18 protein-coding genes are annotated in these 15,624 nt (G+C 69.2%); 5 read left to right on the top strand and 13 right to left on the bottom strand.

The genetic code is table 11. The features are described 5' to 3' along the window. Positions 1 to 6: 6 nt before the first annotated feature. Positions 7 to 384 (bottom strand): Sec-independent protein translocase TatB, encoded by a 378-nt coding sequence (locus WFI52_RS03160; RefSeq protein WP_336625047.1) that lies wholly within the window; start codon positions 382 to 384, stop codon positions 7 to 9. Positions 385 to 459: 75 nt separating this feature from the next. Here WFI52_RS03160 and WFI52_RS03155 point away from each other — a divergent pair, with 75 nt between their 5' ends. Beyond that, complete coding sequence (locus WFI52_RS03155) at positions 460 to 1,101, top strand: O-methyltransferase (protein ID WP_336625048.1); 642 nt, start codon at positions 460 to 462, stop codon at positions 1,099 to 1,101. A 55-nt stretch (positions 1,102 to 1,156) separates the two neighbouring features. On the opposite strand, the gene WFI52_RS03150 is transcribed toward WFI52_RS03155, so the two are convergent. From WFI52_RS03150 to dapE, 3 genes are all read right to left on the bottom strand, one after another. Next, complete coding sequence (locus WFI52_RS03150) at positions 1,157 to 1,330, bottom strand: DUF3117 domain-containing protein (RefSeq protein WP_215486573.1); 174 nt, start codon at positions 1,328 to 1,330, stop codon at positions 1,157 to 1,159. A 92-nt stretch (positions 1,331 to 1,422) separates the two neighbouring features. Then, positions 1,423 to 2,685, bottom strand: coding sequence for a hypothetical protein (locus tag WFI52_RS03145; protein ID WP_336625049.1), 1,263 nt, complete (start codon positions 2,683 to 2,685; stop codon positions 1,423 to 1,425). Then, positions 2,667 to 3,743: a succinyl-diaminopimelate desuccinylase gene (gene dapE, locus WFI52_RS03140; protein WP_336625050.1), complete on the bottom strand. Its 1,077-nt coding sequence runs from the start codon at positions 3,741 to 3,743 to the stop codon at positions 2,667 to 2,669. The genes WFI52_RS03145 and dapE overlap by 19 nt, the downstream gene beginning before the upstream one ends. Before the next feature lie 56 nt (positions 3,744 to 3,799). On the opposite strand from dapE, the gene dapD reads away from it, so the two are divergent. The 3 genes from dapD to ppk2 are packed head-to-tail and all read left to right on the top strand — an operon-like array spanning position 3,800 to position 6,034. Next, on the top strand, positions 3,800 to 4,744 hold the full coding sequence (gene dapD, locus WFI52_RS03135) for a 2,3,4,5-tetrahydropyridine-2,6-dicarboxylate N-succinyltransferase (protein ID WP_336625051.1): 945 nt from the start codon (positions 3,800 to 3,802) through the stop codon (positions 4,742 to 4,744). After that, the gene (locus tag WFI52_RS03130; protein ID WP_336625052.1) at positions 4,741 to 5,205 is read left to right on the top strand and encodes an ASCH domain-containing protein; all 465 of its coding nucleotides are present in this window, start codon (positions 4,741 to 4,743) and stop codon (positions 5,203 to 5,205) included. Before dapD ends, WFI52_RS03130 begins: the two co-directional genes overlap by 4 nt. A gap of 37 nt (positions 5,206 to 5,242) precedes the next feature. Then, positions 5,243 to 6,034, top strand: a complete 792-nt coding sequence (ppk2, locus tag WFI52_RS03125) for a polyphosphate kinase 2 (protein WP_442927680.1) — start codon at positions 5,243 to 5,245, stop codon at positions 6,032 to 6,034. On the opposite strand, the gene WFI52_RS03120 is transcribed toward ppk2, so the two are convergent. The 7 genes from WFI52_RS03120 to WFI52_RS03090 form a co-directional block, all read right to left on the bottom strand. Then, the gene (locus WFI52_RS03120; protein ID WP_336625054.1) at positions 6,018 to 7,118 is read right to left on the bottom strand and encodes a hypothetical protein; all 1,101 of its coding nucleotides are present in this window, start codon (positions 7,116 to 7,118) and stop codon (positions 6,018 to 6,020) included. The genes ppk2 and WFI52_RS03120 overlap by 17 nt on opposite strands. 38 nt (positions 7,119 to 7,156) lie before the next feature. Then, entirely contained in the window at positions 7,157 to 8,449 is a 1,293-nt protein-coding gene (locus WFI52_RS03115; protein ID WP_336625055.1) for a citrate synthase, read from the bottom strand. 100 nt (positions 8,450 to 8,549) lie between these two features. Then, positions 8,550 to 9,668: a succinyldiaminopimelate transaminase gene (gene dapC / locus WFI52_RS03110; RefSeq protein ID WP_336625056.1), complete on the bottom strand. Its 1,119-nt coding sequence runs from the start codon at positions 9,666 to 9,668 to the stop codon at positions 8,550 to 8,552. 6 nt (positions 9,669 to 9,674) lie between these two features. Next, a complete protein-coding gene (fdxA, locus tag WFI52_RS03105) occupies positions 9,675 to 9,995 on the bottom strand; it encodes a ferredoxin (protein ID WP_336625057.1) in 321 nt (106 codons plus the stop codon). Positions 9,996 to 10,004: 9 nt separating this feature from the next. After that, positions 10,005 to 10,448, bottom strand: coding sequence for a histidinol dehydrogenase (locus WFI52_RS03100; protein ID WP_336625058.1), 444 nt, complete (start codon positions 10,446 to 10,448; stop codon positions 10,005 to 10,007). A gap of 16 nt (positions 10,449 to 10,464) precedes the next feature. Continuing rightward, on the bottom strand, positions 10,465 to 10,779 hold the full coding sequence (locus WFI52_RS03095; protein ID WP_336625059.1) for an AzlD domain-containing protein: 315 nt from the start codon (positions 10,777 to 10,779) through the stop codon (positions 10,465 to 10,467). Then, positions 10,776 to 11,468 carry an AzlC family ABC transporter permease gene (locus WFI52_RS03090; RefSeq protein ID WP_336625627.1) on the bottom strand — a complete coding sequence of 231 codons (693 nt, stop codon included), beginning with the start codon at positions 11,466 to 11,468 and terminating at the stop codon, positions 10,776 to 10,778. Before WFI52_RS03090 ends, WFI52_RS03095 begins: the two co-directional genes overlap by 4 nt. A 78-nt stretch (positions 11,469 to 11,546) precedes the next feature. Between WFI52_RS03090 and WFI52_RS03085 the strand changes: the two genes are divergently transcribed. Then, a complete protein-coding gene (locus WFI52_RS03085; protein ID WP_336625060.1) occupies positions 11,547 to 11,888 on the top strand; it encodes a DUF2200 domain-containing protein in 342 nt (113 codons plus the stop codon). A 21-nt stretch (positions 11,889 to 11,909) separates the two neighbouring features. Here WFI52_RS03085 and typA read toward each other — a convergent pair whose 3' ends face one another. Continuing rightward, the gene (gene typA, locus WFI52_RS03080; RefSeq protein ID WP_336625061.1) at positions 11,910 to 13,823 is read right to left on the bottom strand and encodes a translational GTPase TypA; all 1,914 of its coding nucleotides are present in this window, start codon (positions 13,821 to 13,823) and stop codon (positions 11,910 to 11,912) included. A gap of 84 nt (positions 13,824 to 13,907) precedes the next feature. Further along, the gene (locus WFI52_RS03075; protein WP_336625062.1) at positions 13,908 to 15,587 is read right to left on the bottom strand and encodes an ABC transporter family substrate-binding protein; all 1,680 of its coding nucleotides are present in this window, start codon (positions 15,585 to 15,587) and stop codon (positions 13,908 to 13,910) included. Between the last annotated feature and the right edge of the window lie 37 nt (positions 15,588 to 15,624).

The raw sequence follows: 15,624 nt of genomic DNA, 5'->3' as shown, positions 1-15,624 counted from the left end.
GGTGCCTCAGGTCGCCTCGGTGTCGTACGGAACGATGGCATCGGGCTCGAACGCGGTCGCCGGAGGAGCCGACGCCGTTGCGACGGCGGCGGCGCCGATCGCTGCAGCCTTCACCGTCGGAACGGGAGCGTCGTCGAGCAGCGCGTCGCGGATGATGCGCCGCGGGTCGTACTGACGCGGGTCGAGCTTGCTCCACTGCACGTCGTCGAAGTCTTCGCCCATCTCTTCCTTGACCCGCGTGCGCGCGCCCGAGAGCCATTCGCGCGTGCGTTTCGTGAGCCGCGCGAGGCCCTCCGCGTAGCGCGGCAGGCGCTCGGGTCCGAGGAGGAGTGCTGCCACGAGGAGGAGAAGGAGGAACTTCTCCATGTCGTAGCCGAAGAACATGGCTCAAGGTTACCCGTGCGCCTCACCGGCAGCGCTCCATCCGCCCCGTACGCTGGCCCAAGAAGGAGCAATTTCATGGCCGAAGCAGAGGCGATCCGCCGCTACGCCCTCGAGGCGACCGTCGAGCCCGAGTCGATCGAGCGCGCGCGGGCGCGCGCCGTCGAGATCGGCGCCGACCCGATCAGCGCGGCCGTGGGCGCTCAGATCGCGGTGGTCACTGCGGCGACGGCGGCCCTGAACATCGTCGAGATCGGCACCGGCGCGGGTGTGTCGGGCCTGTGGCTGCTGCACGGCTCGCCGCGCGCGACCCTGACGACCATCGACAACGAACCGGAGCACCTGGCCGCCGCACGCACGGCGTTCACCGAGGCCAAGGTCCCGCCCGCCCGCGCGCGATTCATCACCGGGCGCGCGGCCGACGTCCTGCCGCGCATGAACGAAGCGTCCTATGACATCGTGCTCGTCGACGCGGATGCCGACGGCGTCATCGAGTACGTCGAGCACGGGCTGCGCCTCGTTCGCGCTGGCGGAACGGTGCTCGTCCCCCGCGTGCTCGCCGGCGGCGCGGTCGCCGACCCGGTGCGCCGCGACGCGGTCACGAGCGCGTACCGCTCCCTCATCCAGGAGACGCAGTCCTCCCCCGCGGTTCTCGGGGCGCTGTCCATCGTCGGCGAAGGTCTGCTGCAGCTGACGACGGTGCCGGGCGACGGGCACTGACGGCGAACGGCCGGCTCCCTTCTCAGGGACCGGCCGTTCGAACGGATAGTGGAGGTCAGGCGGCGCCGACGACACCGCCGAGAACACCGTGGAGTTCCTTCGCCTCGTCGTCGTTGACGGAGACGACCAGACGGCCACCACCCTCGAGCGGAACACGCACGATGATGAGGCGCCCCTCCTTCACGGCCTCCATAGGTCCGTCTCCGGTACGCGGCTTCATGGCTGCCATGGCTGGCTCCCTCTTCTCATCGGACAACACGACAAGTTTATCGGGTCCCTGCGACGCTCGGTGTCATCCCGGGAAACCGTCGTGCCATCCGATCAGGGGATCTGCGTGAAAGTGGTGCCCTGGACGAGCATCTGATCGATCCACCACCACTGCCCGAGAACCCCGACCGCAAGCACCGCGAGACGCCAGCTCGTGCGTCGCGGCACCGCGAGCGCGCCGGCCAGCGGCGCGAGCGGAAAGAGGAGTCGGAAGATGCTCGACTGCGGAAAGAACACGAGCAGCAGGTAGATGAGATAGCTCGCCGACCACAGTCGGATCTCGACGCCCAGCCGCCGCATGTGCGGCTCGAACAGCAGGACCGCAGCGGCGGCGGCGATCACGAGGGCGAGCGCGACGTACCCCCAGACCTCGGGCAGCCCCCAGACGCGGAACCAGATGGCGGATGCCTGGACGAAACCCGAGAACGGCACGAAGCCGCCCTCTTCGTTGGTCCAGCCTCGACGCCACGACAGCTCCGTCTCCATGTACGCGGACGGGTCACCCGTGGCGACCCCCGCAATCATCTGCCACGCAAAGCCGAGGGCAGCGGCGAGGAGGCCCGCGCACACGATGTGCACGATCTCGACCGCGGGCAGCGGGTCGGTGCGCCGCCGTACCCACCGCACGACGCCGTACCCGGCGAGCATCAGGGCGAACGCGAGCACGCCGGGACGCGTGAAGGCGAGGAGCGGCAGCAGCAGGTACAGCCAGGCGAACCGACGCCGCACGACGACGAGGAGAGCCAGGAACAGCCAGAGGAGGAACAGGCTCTCGGCGTAGCCCATCTGGAAGAGCGCTGCCAGCGGACCCGCGGCGACGAAAGCCGTCGCCCACAGTGCTGCCGCATCGTCGATGCGCGCGCGCAGCAGGTGGAACAGCACAAGACAGGCGAAGTACCCCGCGACGACGGACACCGTGATCGCCGCGAGCGGGTACTGACCGCCGAGGACGACCGACAAGGCCCGCGACAGCGCGGGATACAGCGGCATGAACGCCCACGCGTTCTGCGTGACGTCACCCGCGGCATCCAGCGGGAGGTCCGCCGGATAGCCCGCCGTCCCGACGACCCAGTACCACTGGCCGTCCCAGCGCATCGCGAGAGACCCGATCGTCGCCTCGGTACCGGTGGCTCGCGTCGCGATGCCTGCGCCGACCGCGAGGAAGATCGTCGTGAGGATGCGGGCCGCGAGGTAGATCGCCGCGATCGCGATCGCCGGGCGAAGCGTCAGCCGCAGCCCACCGAGGCGGACGAGGACCCGACCCCGCGCCGGCTCGAGCCGAGCGTCGACGGGCGTCGTCATGGAGCCGTCAGCCACACCCGCAGACCCTGCTCGACGGCTTCGATCTGCCGGAACGACACGCGCTCCTCGTCATGGTGCGCCAGGCTCGGGTCGCCCGGACCGTAGTTCACCGCGGGCACACCCATCGCCGCGAAGCGCGCGACATCCGTCCAGCCGTACTTGGGCCGCGGTTCGGCGCCGACGGCCGCGAGGAATTCCTGCGCGAGCGGGGCATCGAGACCCGGACGGGCGCCCGCAGCGCCGTCGACGACCTCGACCTCGAAGCCGTCGAACACTTCGCGCACGTGCGCCTCCGCCTCGGCGAGCGTACGGCTCGGCGCGAAGCGGAAATTGACCTCGACCTCGCAGAGGTCGGGGATGACGTTGCCTGCCACACCGCCGGAGATGCGGACCGCGTTGAGTCCCTCGCGGTAGACGAGACCGTCGACGGCGATCTCGCGGGGGCGGTACTCCGCGAGGCGTCCGAGGATCGGCGCGGCACGGTGGATCGCGTTGTCCCCCATCCACGCGCGGGCGGCGTGCGCGCGTGCGCCGTGGGTGCGCACGACGGCGCGGAGCGTCCCGTTGCATCCCCCCTCGACCTGCCCGTTGGACGGTTCGCCGAGAATCGCGAAGTCGCCTGCGAAGAGGTCCGGCCGCGTGCGGGCGAGGATCGTGAGGCCGTTGCGCGCGGAGTCGACTTCTTCGTTGTCGTACCACATCCAGGTGATGTCGACCCGCGGATCTGAGAGCTCGGCGGCGAGCTTCAGCTGCACCGCGGTGCCGCCCTTCATATCGACGGTCCCGCGCCCCCAGAGGAACGGCTCGCCGTCCACGTCGACGTCACGCGTCGGCAGATTGCGGTTGATCGGCACGGTGTCGATGTGCCCCGCGATCACCACGCGCTGCGCGCGGCCGAGGTGCGTGCGCGCGACGATCGTGTTGCCCTCTCGGTGCACGTCCAGATGGTCGAGCGGATCGATCTCGGCGAAGATCGCGTTGGCGAGGGATACCTCATCACCCGACACGCTCGGCATGTCGCAGATCGCACGCGTGAGGTCGACGGAGGAAGAGCGGAGGTCGAGGCGCGCCATGGCGTCGAGTCTAGCCAGCGCGCGGGCGCGCTTCCCGGCGCCGGTACCCTGGAGGCATGACCGAACAGCGTTGGATCTGGGCCGCGGGCCTTGCCACCACGGCCGCAGACGGCACCGTCCTGGACACCTGGTTTCCCGCCCTCGAGACCGGCCGCGCCCCTGAGGTGCCCGACACCTCCGCGCTCGATGCGCAGGCGGGTAGCGACGAGCGCCGCGAGGTCACGATCGACGTGGTCGTCGTGGAGATCGACCTCGATGCCCCACCGCAGGCCACCAGCGACGCCTACCTGCGCCTGCACGCGCTCTCCCACCTGCTGGTCGCGCCCAACGAGGTCAACCTCACCGGCATCTTCGCACACCTCCCGAACGTCGCGTGGACCAATGCCGGGCCCGTCCACCCCGAGACCTTCGCGCGCTTGCGTCCCCGGCTGCAGCGCGCCGGCATCCAGTTGCAGGGGCTCGACAAGTTCCCCCGTCTCACCGACTACGTCGTGCCCGCCGGGGTCCGTATCGCCGACGCCTCGCGTGTGCGGCTCGGCGCGCACCTCGCCCCCGGGACGACGGTCATGCACGAGGGATTCGTCAACTTCAATGCCGGCACCCTCGGCGCGTCGATGGTCGAGGGCCGGATTTCGCAGGGCGTGACTGTCGGCGACGGGTCCGACATCGGCGGCGGCGCCTCCATCATGGGCACACTCTCCGGCGGCGGCACGCACCGAGTCTCGATCGGCGCCCGGACGCTCCTCGGCGCGAACGCCGGAATCGGGATCTCGCTCGGCGACGACTGCATCGTCGAGGCCGGCCTGTACGTCACCGCCGGCTCGAAGATCGTCCTCCCGAACGAGGCGCCGCTCCACGACGGCACACGCCCCGTGGTCAAAGGCGCCCAGCTCTCCGGCCAGAACGGCATCCTCTATCGCCGCAACTCGCTGACCGGCGCGGTCGAGGCCGTCCGTCGCGAGGGGGTCGGCGTGACCCTCAACGAGGCGCTGCACGCGTGAGCGCGGATGCCGTCGCCGCCTTCTGGGCGGATCGGCGGGAGGAGGATGCCGCGCTGCCGCCGCAGACTCCCGCCGCATGGGCGTTCGGAGCGACGCCCGAGCACGCCGACGAGCTGCTCGCCCTCGTGCTCGCCGGTACCAAGACGGGCACGGCGTCGACCGTCTGGGAGTACGAGGACAGCGGCGAGCCGATGCCCGTGGTGGGCGAGCTGAGCATCATCCTCGACGGCTCGGCGGCGCCGCGTGCGGTCATACGCACGACGGCGCTCGCGATCGTGCCGTTCGACCAGGTCGACGCCGAGCACGCGTACTCGGAGGGTGAGGGCGATCGCACCCTGGAGTACTGGCGCTCGGCGCACGAGCGCTACTGGCGACGTCACTCGACCTCGCCGCGCGGGTTCGCCCCCGACAGGCCGGTCCTGTGCGAGCGGTTCGAACTGATCTGGCCGTGCCCCGCCTGAGGCGCGGCCCCGGTACGCTCTGGGCATGAGCGAGCGCATGCCCAAGAAGGCGTACGAGAAGGAGCTGAAGGCCCTGCAGGCCCGGCTCGTCGATATGCAGGCTTGGGTGCAGTCGAGCGGCGCCCGAGTCATCGTCATCTTCGAGGGGCGGGATGCCGCGGGCAAGGGCTCGACGATCAGCCGAGTCTCCCAGTACCTCAACCCTCGCGTCGCGCGGGTCGTCGCACTCCCGACGCCCACCGAGCGCGAGAAGACCCAGTGGTACTTCCAACGCTACGTCGCGCATCTCCCTGCCGCCGGGGAGATCGTCCTGATGGACCGCTCCTGGTACAACCGCGCGGGTGTCGAGCACGTCATGGGCTATTGCACCAACATGGAGTACCACCGGTTCCTCCACCAAGCACCGATCTTCGAGCGGATGCTGGTCGAAGACGGCATCCTGCTCTTGAAGTACTGGTTCAGCGTGTCCGATGTCGAGCAGGAGGCCCGCTTCCGCTCACGCAACGACGACCCGATGCGGCGGTGGAAGCTCTCCCCCAACGATGTCCTGTCGATCACCAAGTGGGAGGACTATTCGCGCGCGAAAGACACGATGTTCGTGCACACCGACATCCCCGAGGCTCGCTGGTTCGAGGTCGACAACGAAGACAAGCGGCGGGGCCGGATCAACATGATCCACCACCTGCTCTCGCAGATCCCCTACGAGCAGGTCGAACGCGCCCCGATCGAGATCCCGCCGCGACCGGCATCCGGGGGCTACGAGCGCCCCCCGCGCGAACTGCAGAACTACGTACCCGACTACGCGTCAGAGGTCATCGCCCGGGGCTGAGCGCTTCGGGGGTTCGATCGTCCCGGCGCCACGGGCCCTCCGGTCGCTCCGCGCGCCAGTGCACGCGCGGCCCCTCCGTCTCATGGACGAGCCCCGTCAGCCAGTACGTCTCGTCGGGACCCCAACCGGCGATCACGCTCGAGTACTCAGCATCGACGGCGATCTCGCGGGTCGCGGCCGTGAGGTATCCCCAGCCGCTCAGGTGCACGGCATCCCACGCCTCGCTCACGCGCGCCCAATCCGGCAGCACCCACCGACCGTCGCGCCCGGTCGCTCGGTACCAGTCGTGGCGTCGACTGCCGGTCACCTCGAGCGGGTATGCGCGGCACAGGTGCGCCCAGTCCGCCGCATCGTGCACCTCGTACGTGCGCCCCGACCCTGCCACGGGCAGCGCAACAGCGTGCGTCCAGCCGAATCCGTCCTCGACATACGGGATGCCGGCAGGCGGGCCGGACGGCAGCGCGCCGGTCGTATGCGGCGCCCCCCACGGGTGCGACCACCAGCTCCCGCTGAACATCGCCGTCGCGTCGGCGGGGCGCTCGACGCGGGCGCGCGCCTCCTCGTCGGCGGTCGCCGCGCGCCACCGCGACGCCGCCGTCGGCGCGGGATCGAACGGAGCACCGTCGCCGGACGGGTCGAACTCGATCGCCCACTGCTGCGGAGTGCGATCGCGGCGCCACCACGCGATATCCGCTCGAGCGGGGAGTGCGCCGGCGACCGCGCTCAGCGCCGCGGCGACGAGCGGGTCGGCGGCGACGATGTCGTCGCCCTCCGGCGCCTGCCAGTATCGGGCGGAGTCGACGGCGCGCAGCATCGCGGCATCCAGGGCCGCCGGGATCGGGGTAGGCGCTCCGACCGCCCGGATCGCGCCGGCAAGGGCCGCCGTCGTCACGGGTGCGGGCGTGGGCTCCGACGGCCCGTCTCCCCCCGAGAAGACGAGACGTGTGACGGAGGCCCCGGCATCCACGTCGGCCTGAGAGGCGAGCTCCCAGAGCCCGCGTTTCACTTCGTCGGGCAGCGCGTCTCGGACGAGTTCCAGCACGAGCCGTCGACCGCGTGGGCCGTCGCACAGGTTCTCGGTCATCCGTTCAGCCTGGCACAGGCCGTCGGGTGACGCCTCGGTCAGACCCCCGGGTAGTTCCGCTCACCCGAGCCGATGTACAGCTGCTGGGGCCGGCCGATCTTCGTCTGCGGGTCGTTCTGCATCTCGGTCCAGTGCGCGAGCCAGCCGGGCAGACGCCCGATCGCGAACAGCGGCGTGAACATGCGCGTCGGGAAGCCCATCGCCTTGTAGATCACACCCGTGTAGAAGTCGACATTGGGGTAGAGCCGGCGCTCCTTGAAGTAGTCGTCGCTGAGAGCAACCTCTTCGAGCTCCTTGGCGAGGTCCAGCAGCGGGTCGTGCACGCCGAGCTCGGCGAGTACCTCGTCGGCGGACTCCTTCACGAGCTTCGCGCGCGGGTCGAAATTCTTGTAGACGCGGTGCCCGAAGCCCATGAGCTTCACGCCGTCTTCCTTGTTCTTCACCCGCTCGACGAAGCGCTGCACGCTCTCCCCCGAGTCGCGGATGCGCGCGAGCATGTCGAGCACCGCCTCGTTCGCGCCGCCGTGCAGAGGGCCGTACAGCGCGTTGATGCCGGCCGAGATCGACGAGAACTGGTTCGCGCCGGTCGAGCCCACGAGACGGACCGTCGAGGTCGAGGCGTTCTGCTCATGGTCCTCGTGCAGGATGAGCAGGCGCTCGAGCGCGCGTGAGGTGACGGGATTCACCTGGTACACCTCGGCGAGGTTGCCGAAGTTCAGCTTCAGGAAGTTGTCGACGAAGCTCAGCGAGTTGTCCGGGTAGAGGAAGGCGTGGCCGATCGACTTCTTGTGCGCGTACGCCGCGATGACGGGCAGCTTCGCCAGGAGGCGGATCGTGTTGAGCTCGACGTGCTCGGGGTTGTTCGGGTCGGACTGACCTTCGTAGTACGTCGAGAGCGCCGCGGTCGCCGCCGACAGCACCGACATCGGGTGCGCGGTGTGCGGCAGCGAGGAGAAGAAGCGCTTCAGGTCTTCGTGCAGAAGCGTGTGGTGACGGATCTTGTCGTCCCACTCGGCGAGCTGGTCGGCCGTCGGCAGATCGCCGTAAAGCAGCAGCCAGGCGACCTCGAGATACGTGCTGTTCTGCGCGAGCTGCTCGATCGGGTAACCGCGATAGCGGAGGATCCCCTGGTCGCCGTCGATGTAGGTGATGGCGGACTTGGTGGCCGCGGTGTTGACGAAGCCGTAGTCGAGCGCGGTGTGCCCGGTCTGCTTCGTGAACGTCGAGAAGTCGACGCTCGGGACCCCTTCGGTGCCGGAGAGGATCGGCAGCTGCGCCGTGCGCTCGCCGACGGTGACGGTCGCGGTCTGGGGGGTGCCCGTGTCGCTCACGAAGCCTCCTTGCAGTCGTCTGGGGGTCGTCTACAGCCTACTGGCCGCGCGGGCCTACTCCGATCTCTGCCAAAGGATCTGGCATTCCGCTGGAGAATACCTACGAAGTCTCCGTGCTCGCGCGCAGCCGCGCCGCCGCGGCAGCGATGCGCTCGTCGGTCGCCGTGAGCGAGAAGCGCACGTGCTGCGGGAAGTGCTCGCCGTAGAAGTGTCCCGGCCCGGCCAGGATGCCGAGCTCTGCGAGACGGGCCATCGTCGCCCACGCGTCCCGCCCCTCCGACGCCCAGAGGTACAGGCCGCCTTCGGAGTGGTCGATGCGGAAGCCGGCAGCCTCGAGCGCGGGCTTCAGCACGTCGCGCCGCGCGCGGTAACGCGAGCGCTGCTCGGCCACGTGTTCGTCGTCGCCGAGCGCAGCGGTCATGGCCGCCTGGACGGGAGCGGGCAGCATGAGCCCGAGGTGCTTACGCGCCGTCGTCAGGCGCGCGATGAGGTCGCGGTCGCCCGCGAGGAAGGCGGCGCGGTAGCCGGCGAGGTTCGATTGCTTGCTGAGCGAGTACACCGAGAGGATGCCGCGGCGGTCACCGTCGGTCACGCGCGGGTCGAGAACGCTCGGGACGCTCTCGTGCGCCCACGCGCCGTCCCAGCCGAGTTCGGCGTAGCACTCGTCGGAGGCAAGAACCGCGCCGAGCTCACGCGCCCGCTCCACGGCTGCGCGCAGTTCCGAGGCATCCAGCACGCGGCCGTCGGGATTGCCGGGCGAGTTGATCCAGACGAGCTTCGTCCCCTCGGGCCATTCGGCGGGATCGTCCGATGCCACGGGCACCGCACCCACGAGCTTCGCACCGACGGCGTACGTCGGGTAGGCCGCGCGCGGATGCACGACGACATCCCCCGCCCCCACATCGAGCAGGAGCGGCAGGAGCGCGACGAGCTCCTTCGATCCGACAGTCGGCAGGACGTCTGCGCCACGGAGACCGGGCACCCCGCGTCGGCGGTCGTACCAGGCGGCGATCGCCTCGCGCAGGGCCGGTGTCCCCACCGTCTGCGGGTACCCGTGGGCATCCGTTGCGTTTCGAAGGGCGTCTGCCACGACGGACGGCGTCGGGTCGACGGGTGACCCGATCGACAGATCGACGAGACCACCGGGGTGCTCAGCGGCCTGGCGCGCGTAAGGGGCGACGGCGTCCCAGGGGTAGTCGTCGAGGTCGCGGACGGCCACCGCGGCTCAGTGCCCCTGCGGCGGAAGCGCGGCGATGACGGGGTGATCCTTCGCGATCACGCCGACCTTCGCGGCGCCGCCCGGTGAACCGATGTCGTCGAAGAACTCGACGTTGGCGGTGTAGTAGTCCTGCCACTCGTCCGGCAGATCGTCTTCGTAATAGATCGCCTCGACAGGGCAGACCGGCTCGCACGCTCCGCAGTCGACGCACTCGTCGGGGTGGATATAGAGGGAGCGCTCGCCTTCGTAGATGCAGTCGACGGGGCATTCGTCGATGCAAGCACGGTCCTTCACATCCACGCACGGCAGGGCGATCACGTATGTCACCCCTCGAGTCTAGTTCGTGCTGCCCTCGTCGGTCGTCCCGCCCGACACGGAGGCGTGCGCAGAAGAAGGCACGGGGGAAGGCACGGGGCGCGCGAAGCTCGGCCAGCCGACGATGAGCGCGGCCAGGAGCGGCACGGCGATCGTCCAGATGATGCCGGACGACAGCTGCCCGTCAGCGGGTGCCGGCACCACGATGGAACCGCCGGGCCCCTTGCCCGAGAAGACGAGCGTCGTGAGCATGACGCCCATGCCGCAGGCGAGGGCGTTCCACCGGTCTCCGGTGAGCAGCCGCACCGCAAGAAGGAGCGCTCCCACCCCGATGACCGCGATCACGAGTCCGAGCGGCACGGGGCCCCAGACGGCGGCTTGGCCGATCGTCCCTGCGACGCCGTAGACCGCTCCGATCACGAGGGCGATCACCCACGTGCCCACGCGCGTCCACGAGAAGCCCACGCGTCCAGTCTACGGCTCAGGCGGCGAGTCCCCACAGTCGCAGCAGCGCCGCGACGACCGCCGCCGCGACCACGACGACGAGGAAGGGCGCCCGTACGACGAGCAGGCCCGCAGCGACGATGAGGGCCGGCACCCGGGCATCCACGACGATCTGCTGCCCGACACCCAGCGTCTGCACCGCGACGAGAGCTCCCAGGAGCGCCACCGTCAGCAGATCGACGATGCGCGATGGCGCGGGCGCGTCGAACCACCGCGCGGGAATGAGATAGCCGAGCGCCTTCAGTGCCATGCACAGAAGCGATGCCGCGAGCACGGCCGTCCACAGCGTCACGGCAGGCCGCCTCGCTCGGGAACGTCGCCCGCTTCCGGCGCCGGGAGCTCGCGTCGACCCAGCCAGTTCGTCCCACCGACGACGACGGCGACGAGGGCCGCGATGAGCACGGGGATCCCCGCCATGAGCACCGGCGTGAGCGCGGTCGCGACGACGGCGGCGGCGACGCCGACGGCGATCGCCTGGCGGCGCCGGAGCCGCGGCCACAAGAGCGCGAGGAACGCGGCCGCCGCTGCGGCATCCAGCCCGTATTGCTTCGGGTCGCCCAGCACGTCGCCCAGGAGCGCGCCGAGGAGAGTGGTGAGGTTCCAGCCGAGATAGATGCCGACGCCGGTCACCCAGAAGCCGACGCGTCGCGCGCGCGGCTCGGTGTGCGCGAGGGCCACGGCGGTCGATTCGTCGATCGTGAAGTGCGGACCGAGCGCGCGAGTGACCCGGCTCGTGCCGACGACCGGGGCCATCCGCAACCCGTAAGCGACATTCCGGACGCCCAGCAGGCCCGCCGAGGCGATGGCGGCGGGTGCCGCCGCCACTCCCCCGGCGCCGATCACGCCGATGAAGGCGAACTGCGAACCGCCGGTGAACATCACGAGGCTGAGAACGCACGTCTGCCAGACGTCGAGTCCCGATGCGACCGCCAGAGCTCCGAAAGAGATGCCGTAGGCGCTCGTCGCGATTGCCACGCCCATGCCCTCGCGCCAGGCTCGGCGGGCAGCATCGTCGGTTCTCACCTTCCGAGCCTAGGCGTCCGCGGGTACGCTGCCGAAATGGAGCGAATCTTCGGCATGGCCGTCGCCTCGGTGTACCCGCTCTACGTCGCGAAAGTCGAGCGCAAAGGGCGGACGAAGGCCGACGTGGATGAAGTGACGCGGTGGCTGACCGGCTTCACACAGGACGAGATCGACGCGCACGTCGCATCCGGCACCTCGTTCCGCGACTTCTTCGCGGATGCGACCCTCAACCCGAAGGCTGCGCTCATCACGGGTGTGATCTGCGGGGTCAAGGTGCAGGAGATCACGGATCCGCTCATGCAGCAGATCCGCTATCTCGACAAACTCGTCGACGAGGTCGCACGCGGCAAGGCGATGGAGAAGATCCTCCGAGCCTGACCGCGCCGCTCGCTCGACGCGTCAGGCGTTCGCGTCCTGGCGCTTCGCGCGCGCGGCAGCTCGTCCCCGCTCGGTCGCGTCCAGCACGACCTTGCGGATGCGCACCTTCTCGGGCGTGACCTCGACGCATTCGTCGTCGCGGGCGAACTCGAGCGACTCCTCCAAGGTCAGCACGCGCGGCGGAGTCATGGACTCGAAGGAATCCGACGTCGACGAACGCATGTTCGTGAGCTTCTTCTCCTTCGTGATGTTGACGTCCATGTCGTCGGCGCGCGAGTTCTCGCCGATGACCATGCCCTCGTAGACCTCTTCCGTGGGCTGCACGAAGAACGACATGCGCTCCTGCAGGGCGATCATCGCGAACGGCGTGACGACGCCGGAGCGGTCGGCGACGATCGAGCCGTTCTGGCGGGTCGTGATGGCGCCCGCCCAATCGTCATAACCGTGCGAGATCGCGTTGGCGATACCGGTGCCTCGCGTGATCGTCAGGAACTCGCTGCGGAAGCCGATGAGGCCGCGGGACGGAACGACGAACTCCATACGCACCCAGCCGGTCCCGTGGTTGGTCATCGTGTCCATGCGACCCTTGCGTGCCGCCATGAGCTGCGTGATCGCGCCGAGGTGCTCCTCGGGGGCGTCGATCGTGAGGTGCTCGAACGGCTCCTTGACCTTGCCGTCCTCACCCTTGCGCGTGACGACCTGCGGCTTGCCGACCGTGAGCTCGAAGCCCTCGCGGCGCATGTTCTCGACGAGGATCGCCAGCGCGAGCTCTCCACGCCCCTGAACCTCCCACGCGTCGGGGCGGCCGATGTCGACGACCTTGAGCGACACGTTTCCGATGAGCTCGCGATCGAGCCGGTCCTTCACCATGCGGGCGGTGAGCTTGTGCCCCTTGACCTTGCCCATGAGGGGCGAGGTGTTCGTGCCGATCGTCATCGAGATAGCCGGGTCGTCGACCGTGATGGCCGGCAGCGGGCGCACATCCTCGGGATCGGCGATCGTCTCGCCGATCGTGATGTCCTCGATGCCCGCGATGGCGACGATGTCGCCGGGGCCCGCCGATTCGGCGGGGAACCGCTCGAGCGCCTTCGTCTTCAGCAGCTCCGTGATGCGCGCGTTGGAGTGCGAGCCGTCGTGGCGCACCCACGCGACCGTCTGCCCCTTCTTGAGCGTCCCGTTGAAGACGCGCAGGAGCGCGAGACGGCCGAGGAAGGGCGACGAGTCGAGGTTCGTGACCCACGCCTGCAGCGGGGCTTCGTCGTCGTACTCGGGCGCCGGCACATGCTCGAGGATCGCCTCGAACAGGGGCTCGAGGTCGTCGTTGTCGGGGAGGCTCCCGTTCTCGGGACGCGTGCGGGATGCCGCGCCGGCGCGCCCCGAGGCGTAGACGACCGGCACGTCGAGCAGCGCGTCGACGTCGAGGTCGGGCACGTCGTCGACGAGGTCACCGGCGAGGCCCAGCAGGAGGTCGTGGGCCTCCTCCTCGACCTCGGCGATGCGCGCGTCGGGCCGGTCGGTCTTGTTGACCAGCAGGATGACGGGCAGCTTCGCCTCGAGCGCCTTACGGAGCACGAAGCGCGTCTGCGGGAGTGGACCCTCCGAGGCATCGACCAGGAGCACGACCCCGTCGACCATCGAGAGGCCCCGCTCGACCTCGCCGCCGAAATCGGCGTGGCCCGGCGTGTCGATGACGTTGATCGTGACGGGCTCGTCGGTGTGGACGCCGTTGTAGGTGATCGCCGTGTTCTTGGCGAGGATCGTGATGCCCTTTTCGCGCTCGAGGTCGTTGGAGTCCATCGCGCGCTCTTCGACGTGCGCGTGCTCGCCGAACGAGCCGGTCTGGCGGAGCATGGCGTCGACGAGCGTCGTCTTGCCGTGGTCGACGTGCGCCACGATCGCGACGTTGCGGAGGTCCGGACGGAGGGCGTGCGCCATGGAATGCCTAACGAAAGAATGGGATGCGCCCCGAGCGGAGCGCATCCCATTCTACAAGGCGGGACCGTCAGTGGCGGTCAGGCCTCACTTGGCCCATCCGACGATGGTCCAGTCGACCGGCGAGTACCCGAACATCGCGGCACCGTAGTTGACGAGACCCTGCTTGACCGCCCAGACGTTGGGCAGCGGAGCGATCGGGAACATCGGCACGTACGACCAGATGGTGTCGTTGATCTCCTTGGCGATGTCGATGCGCTTCGCCGGGTCGAGCTCGGTGTTGGCCTGCGTCCACAGGTCACCGAGCTTGTCGTCGGTGGTGCCCGTGAAGTTCTGACCCGAGTCGAGCGGGTAGAACAGCGCCTCCGACGACGAGATCGGGAACGGCGTGCCCTGCCACGAGAAGGTGACCATCTCGAAGTTGCCCGGGATCACGTAGTCGCTGAAGTACTGCGCGGCCGGTACCGTGGTGAGCTCGACGGGGATGCCGAAGTCACCGAGATCGGCCTGCACCTGCTCGGCACGCTGGATGTTCGTGGCGGTGTCGGCGGGAACCGTGACGGTGAGCTTGAGGGCTTCGCCGTCCTTCGTCCAGCTGTCGCCGTCCTTCGTGTAGCCGGCGTCCTTCAGGAAGCCCTCGGCGGCGGCGGGGTCGTGCGCGAGCGCCTTGTCCTCGTAGCCGTCCTGGCCGTTCATGAAGATGTAGTCGCCCTGCGTGACCGCGGGCACGTCGACCGGGGTGTTCGCCGCGGCCGAGATCTGCTCGCGGTTGACGATCGAGGCGACCGCCTTGCGGACGTTGACGTCCGACAGCGGACCTTCCTTCGCGTTCATCGTGACGTGCGTCCAGGTGAGACCGTTGGTCGCCTGGATCTCCGCGTCTTCACGCGACTTGGCGGTCGCGTACAGGTCGGCGTTCGACGAGATGTAGAGCGCGTCGATCTCCTTGTTGGCGAACGACGAACCCTGCTGCGCCTGGCTCACGACCTTGAAGAGGATGGTGTCGAGCTTGGGCTTGGCACCCCACCACACCGGGTTCGGCGTCAGGGTGATGACCTGACCCGTCTGGTCGATGTTCGAGATGACGTACGGGCCCGACGACGGCATCGCCTTGTCGACGAAGCCGGTGTTGAAGGCGACCGGGTCATTCGCGATGGCCGCGGGGAGCACGCCGCCGAACAGCGACTGCCAGTCGGCGAAGACCGAGCTGAAGGTGATCTTGACGTCGAACTCGTCGGAGCCCTGCTCGACGGATCCGATCTGGTCCCACCCGGTCGTCGAGACGACCTGGTAGTCAGCGTTCGATCCGTTGAGCGCCTTCCACGTGGCCACGTAGTCGGCGACGGTGATCGGCGTCCCGTCCTCCCAGACGGCCTTCGGGTTCAGCTTGATCTCGACGACCTGCGGGTCCTCGCTCACGAGTTCCACCGACGACGCGTAGTCGGGGTTGACCTCGCTGGTGCCGTCGGTCGTGATCCGCAGCGGCCCGCCGGAGGTCGGCGAGAGGAGCGTGTTGGTGTCGACGTCGTTGCCGTCGATCTGCGAGTTGTTGTAGTTCGCGGGCAGCGCGCCGACCGCGAGGTTCAGCGTGCCTCCATCCTGGACGTCGCCGGCCGCAGCCGCATCCCAGTCCACCACCGGCAGGGCCGCCGCTGCGCTGTCGCTCGCCGTGGGGGCGGTGTTGCCCGCCGCGCATCCGGCGAAAACCAGCGCTGCGGCACTGAGCACCGCGATGGCGCCCAGCGCCTTCGCACTCCGTGTCCTCATGTGATCATTCCTCTCGTTACCTTCTGGGGACCCGGCC

The sequence above is a fragment of the Microbacterium sp. MMO-20 genome (genome assembly GCF_037147735.1).
Lineage (GTDB): Bacteria > Actinomycetota > Actinomycetes > Actinomycetales > Microbacteriaceae > Microbacterium.
Note: the sequence above shows the minus strand (reverse complement) of the source record. Positions and strands in the feature narration are given on the sequence as shown.

Coding starts and splice junctions, on each gene's coding strand:
- WFI52_RS03160 (WP_336625047.1), bottom strand. CDS start 384: ATGTTCTTCGGCTACGACATGGAGAAGTTCCTCCTTCTCCTCCTCGTG.
- WFI52_RS03155 (WP_336625048.1), top strand. CDS start 460: ATGGCCGAAGCAGAGGCGATCCGCCGCTACGCCCTCGAGGCGACCGTC.
- WFI52_RS03150 (WP_215486573.1), bottom strand. CDS start 1,330: ATGGCAGCCATGAAGCCGCGTACCGGAGACGGACCTATGGAGGCCGTG.
- dapE (WP_336625050.1), bottom strand. CDS start 3,743: ATGGCGCGCCTCGACCTCCGCTCTTCCTCCGTCGACCTCACGCGTGCG.
- dapD (WP_336625051.1), top strand. CDS start 3,800: ATGACCGAACAGCGTTGGATCTGGGCCGCGGGCCTTGCCACCACGGCC.
- ppk2 (WP_442927680.1), top strand. CDS start 5,243: ATGCCCAAGAAGGCGTACGAGAAGGAGCTGAAGGCCCTGCAGGCCCGG.
- WFI52_RS03120 (WP_336625054.1), bottom strand. CDS start 7,118: ATGACCGAGAACCTGTGCGACGGCCCACGCGGTCGACGGCTCGTGCTG.
- WFI52_RS03090 (WP_336625627.1), bottom strand. CDS start 11,468: ATGGGCGTGGCAATCGCGACGAGCGCCTACGGCATCTCTTTCGGAGCT.
- WFI52_RS03085 (WP_336625060.1), top strand. CDS start 11,547: ATGGAGCGAATCTTCGGCATGGCCGTCGCCTCGGTGTACCCGCTCTAC.
- typA (WP_336625061.1), bottom strand. CDS start 13,823: ATGGCGCACGCCCTCCGTCCGGACCTCCGCAACGTCGCGATCGTGGCG.
- WFI52_RS03075 (WP_336625062.1), bottom strand. CDS start 15,587: ATGAGGACACGGAGTGCGAAGGCGCTGGGCGCCATCGCGGTGCTCAGT.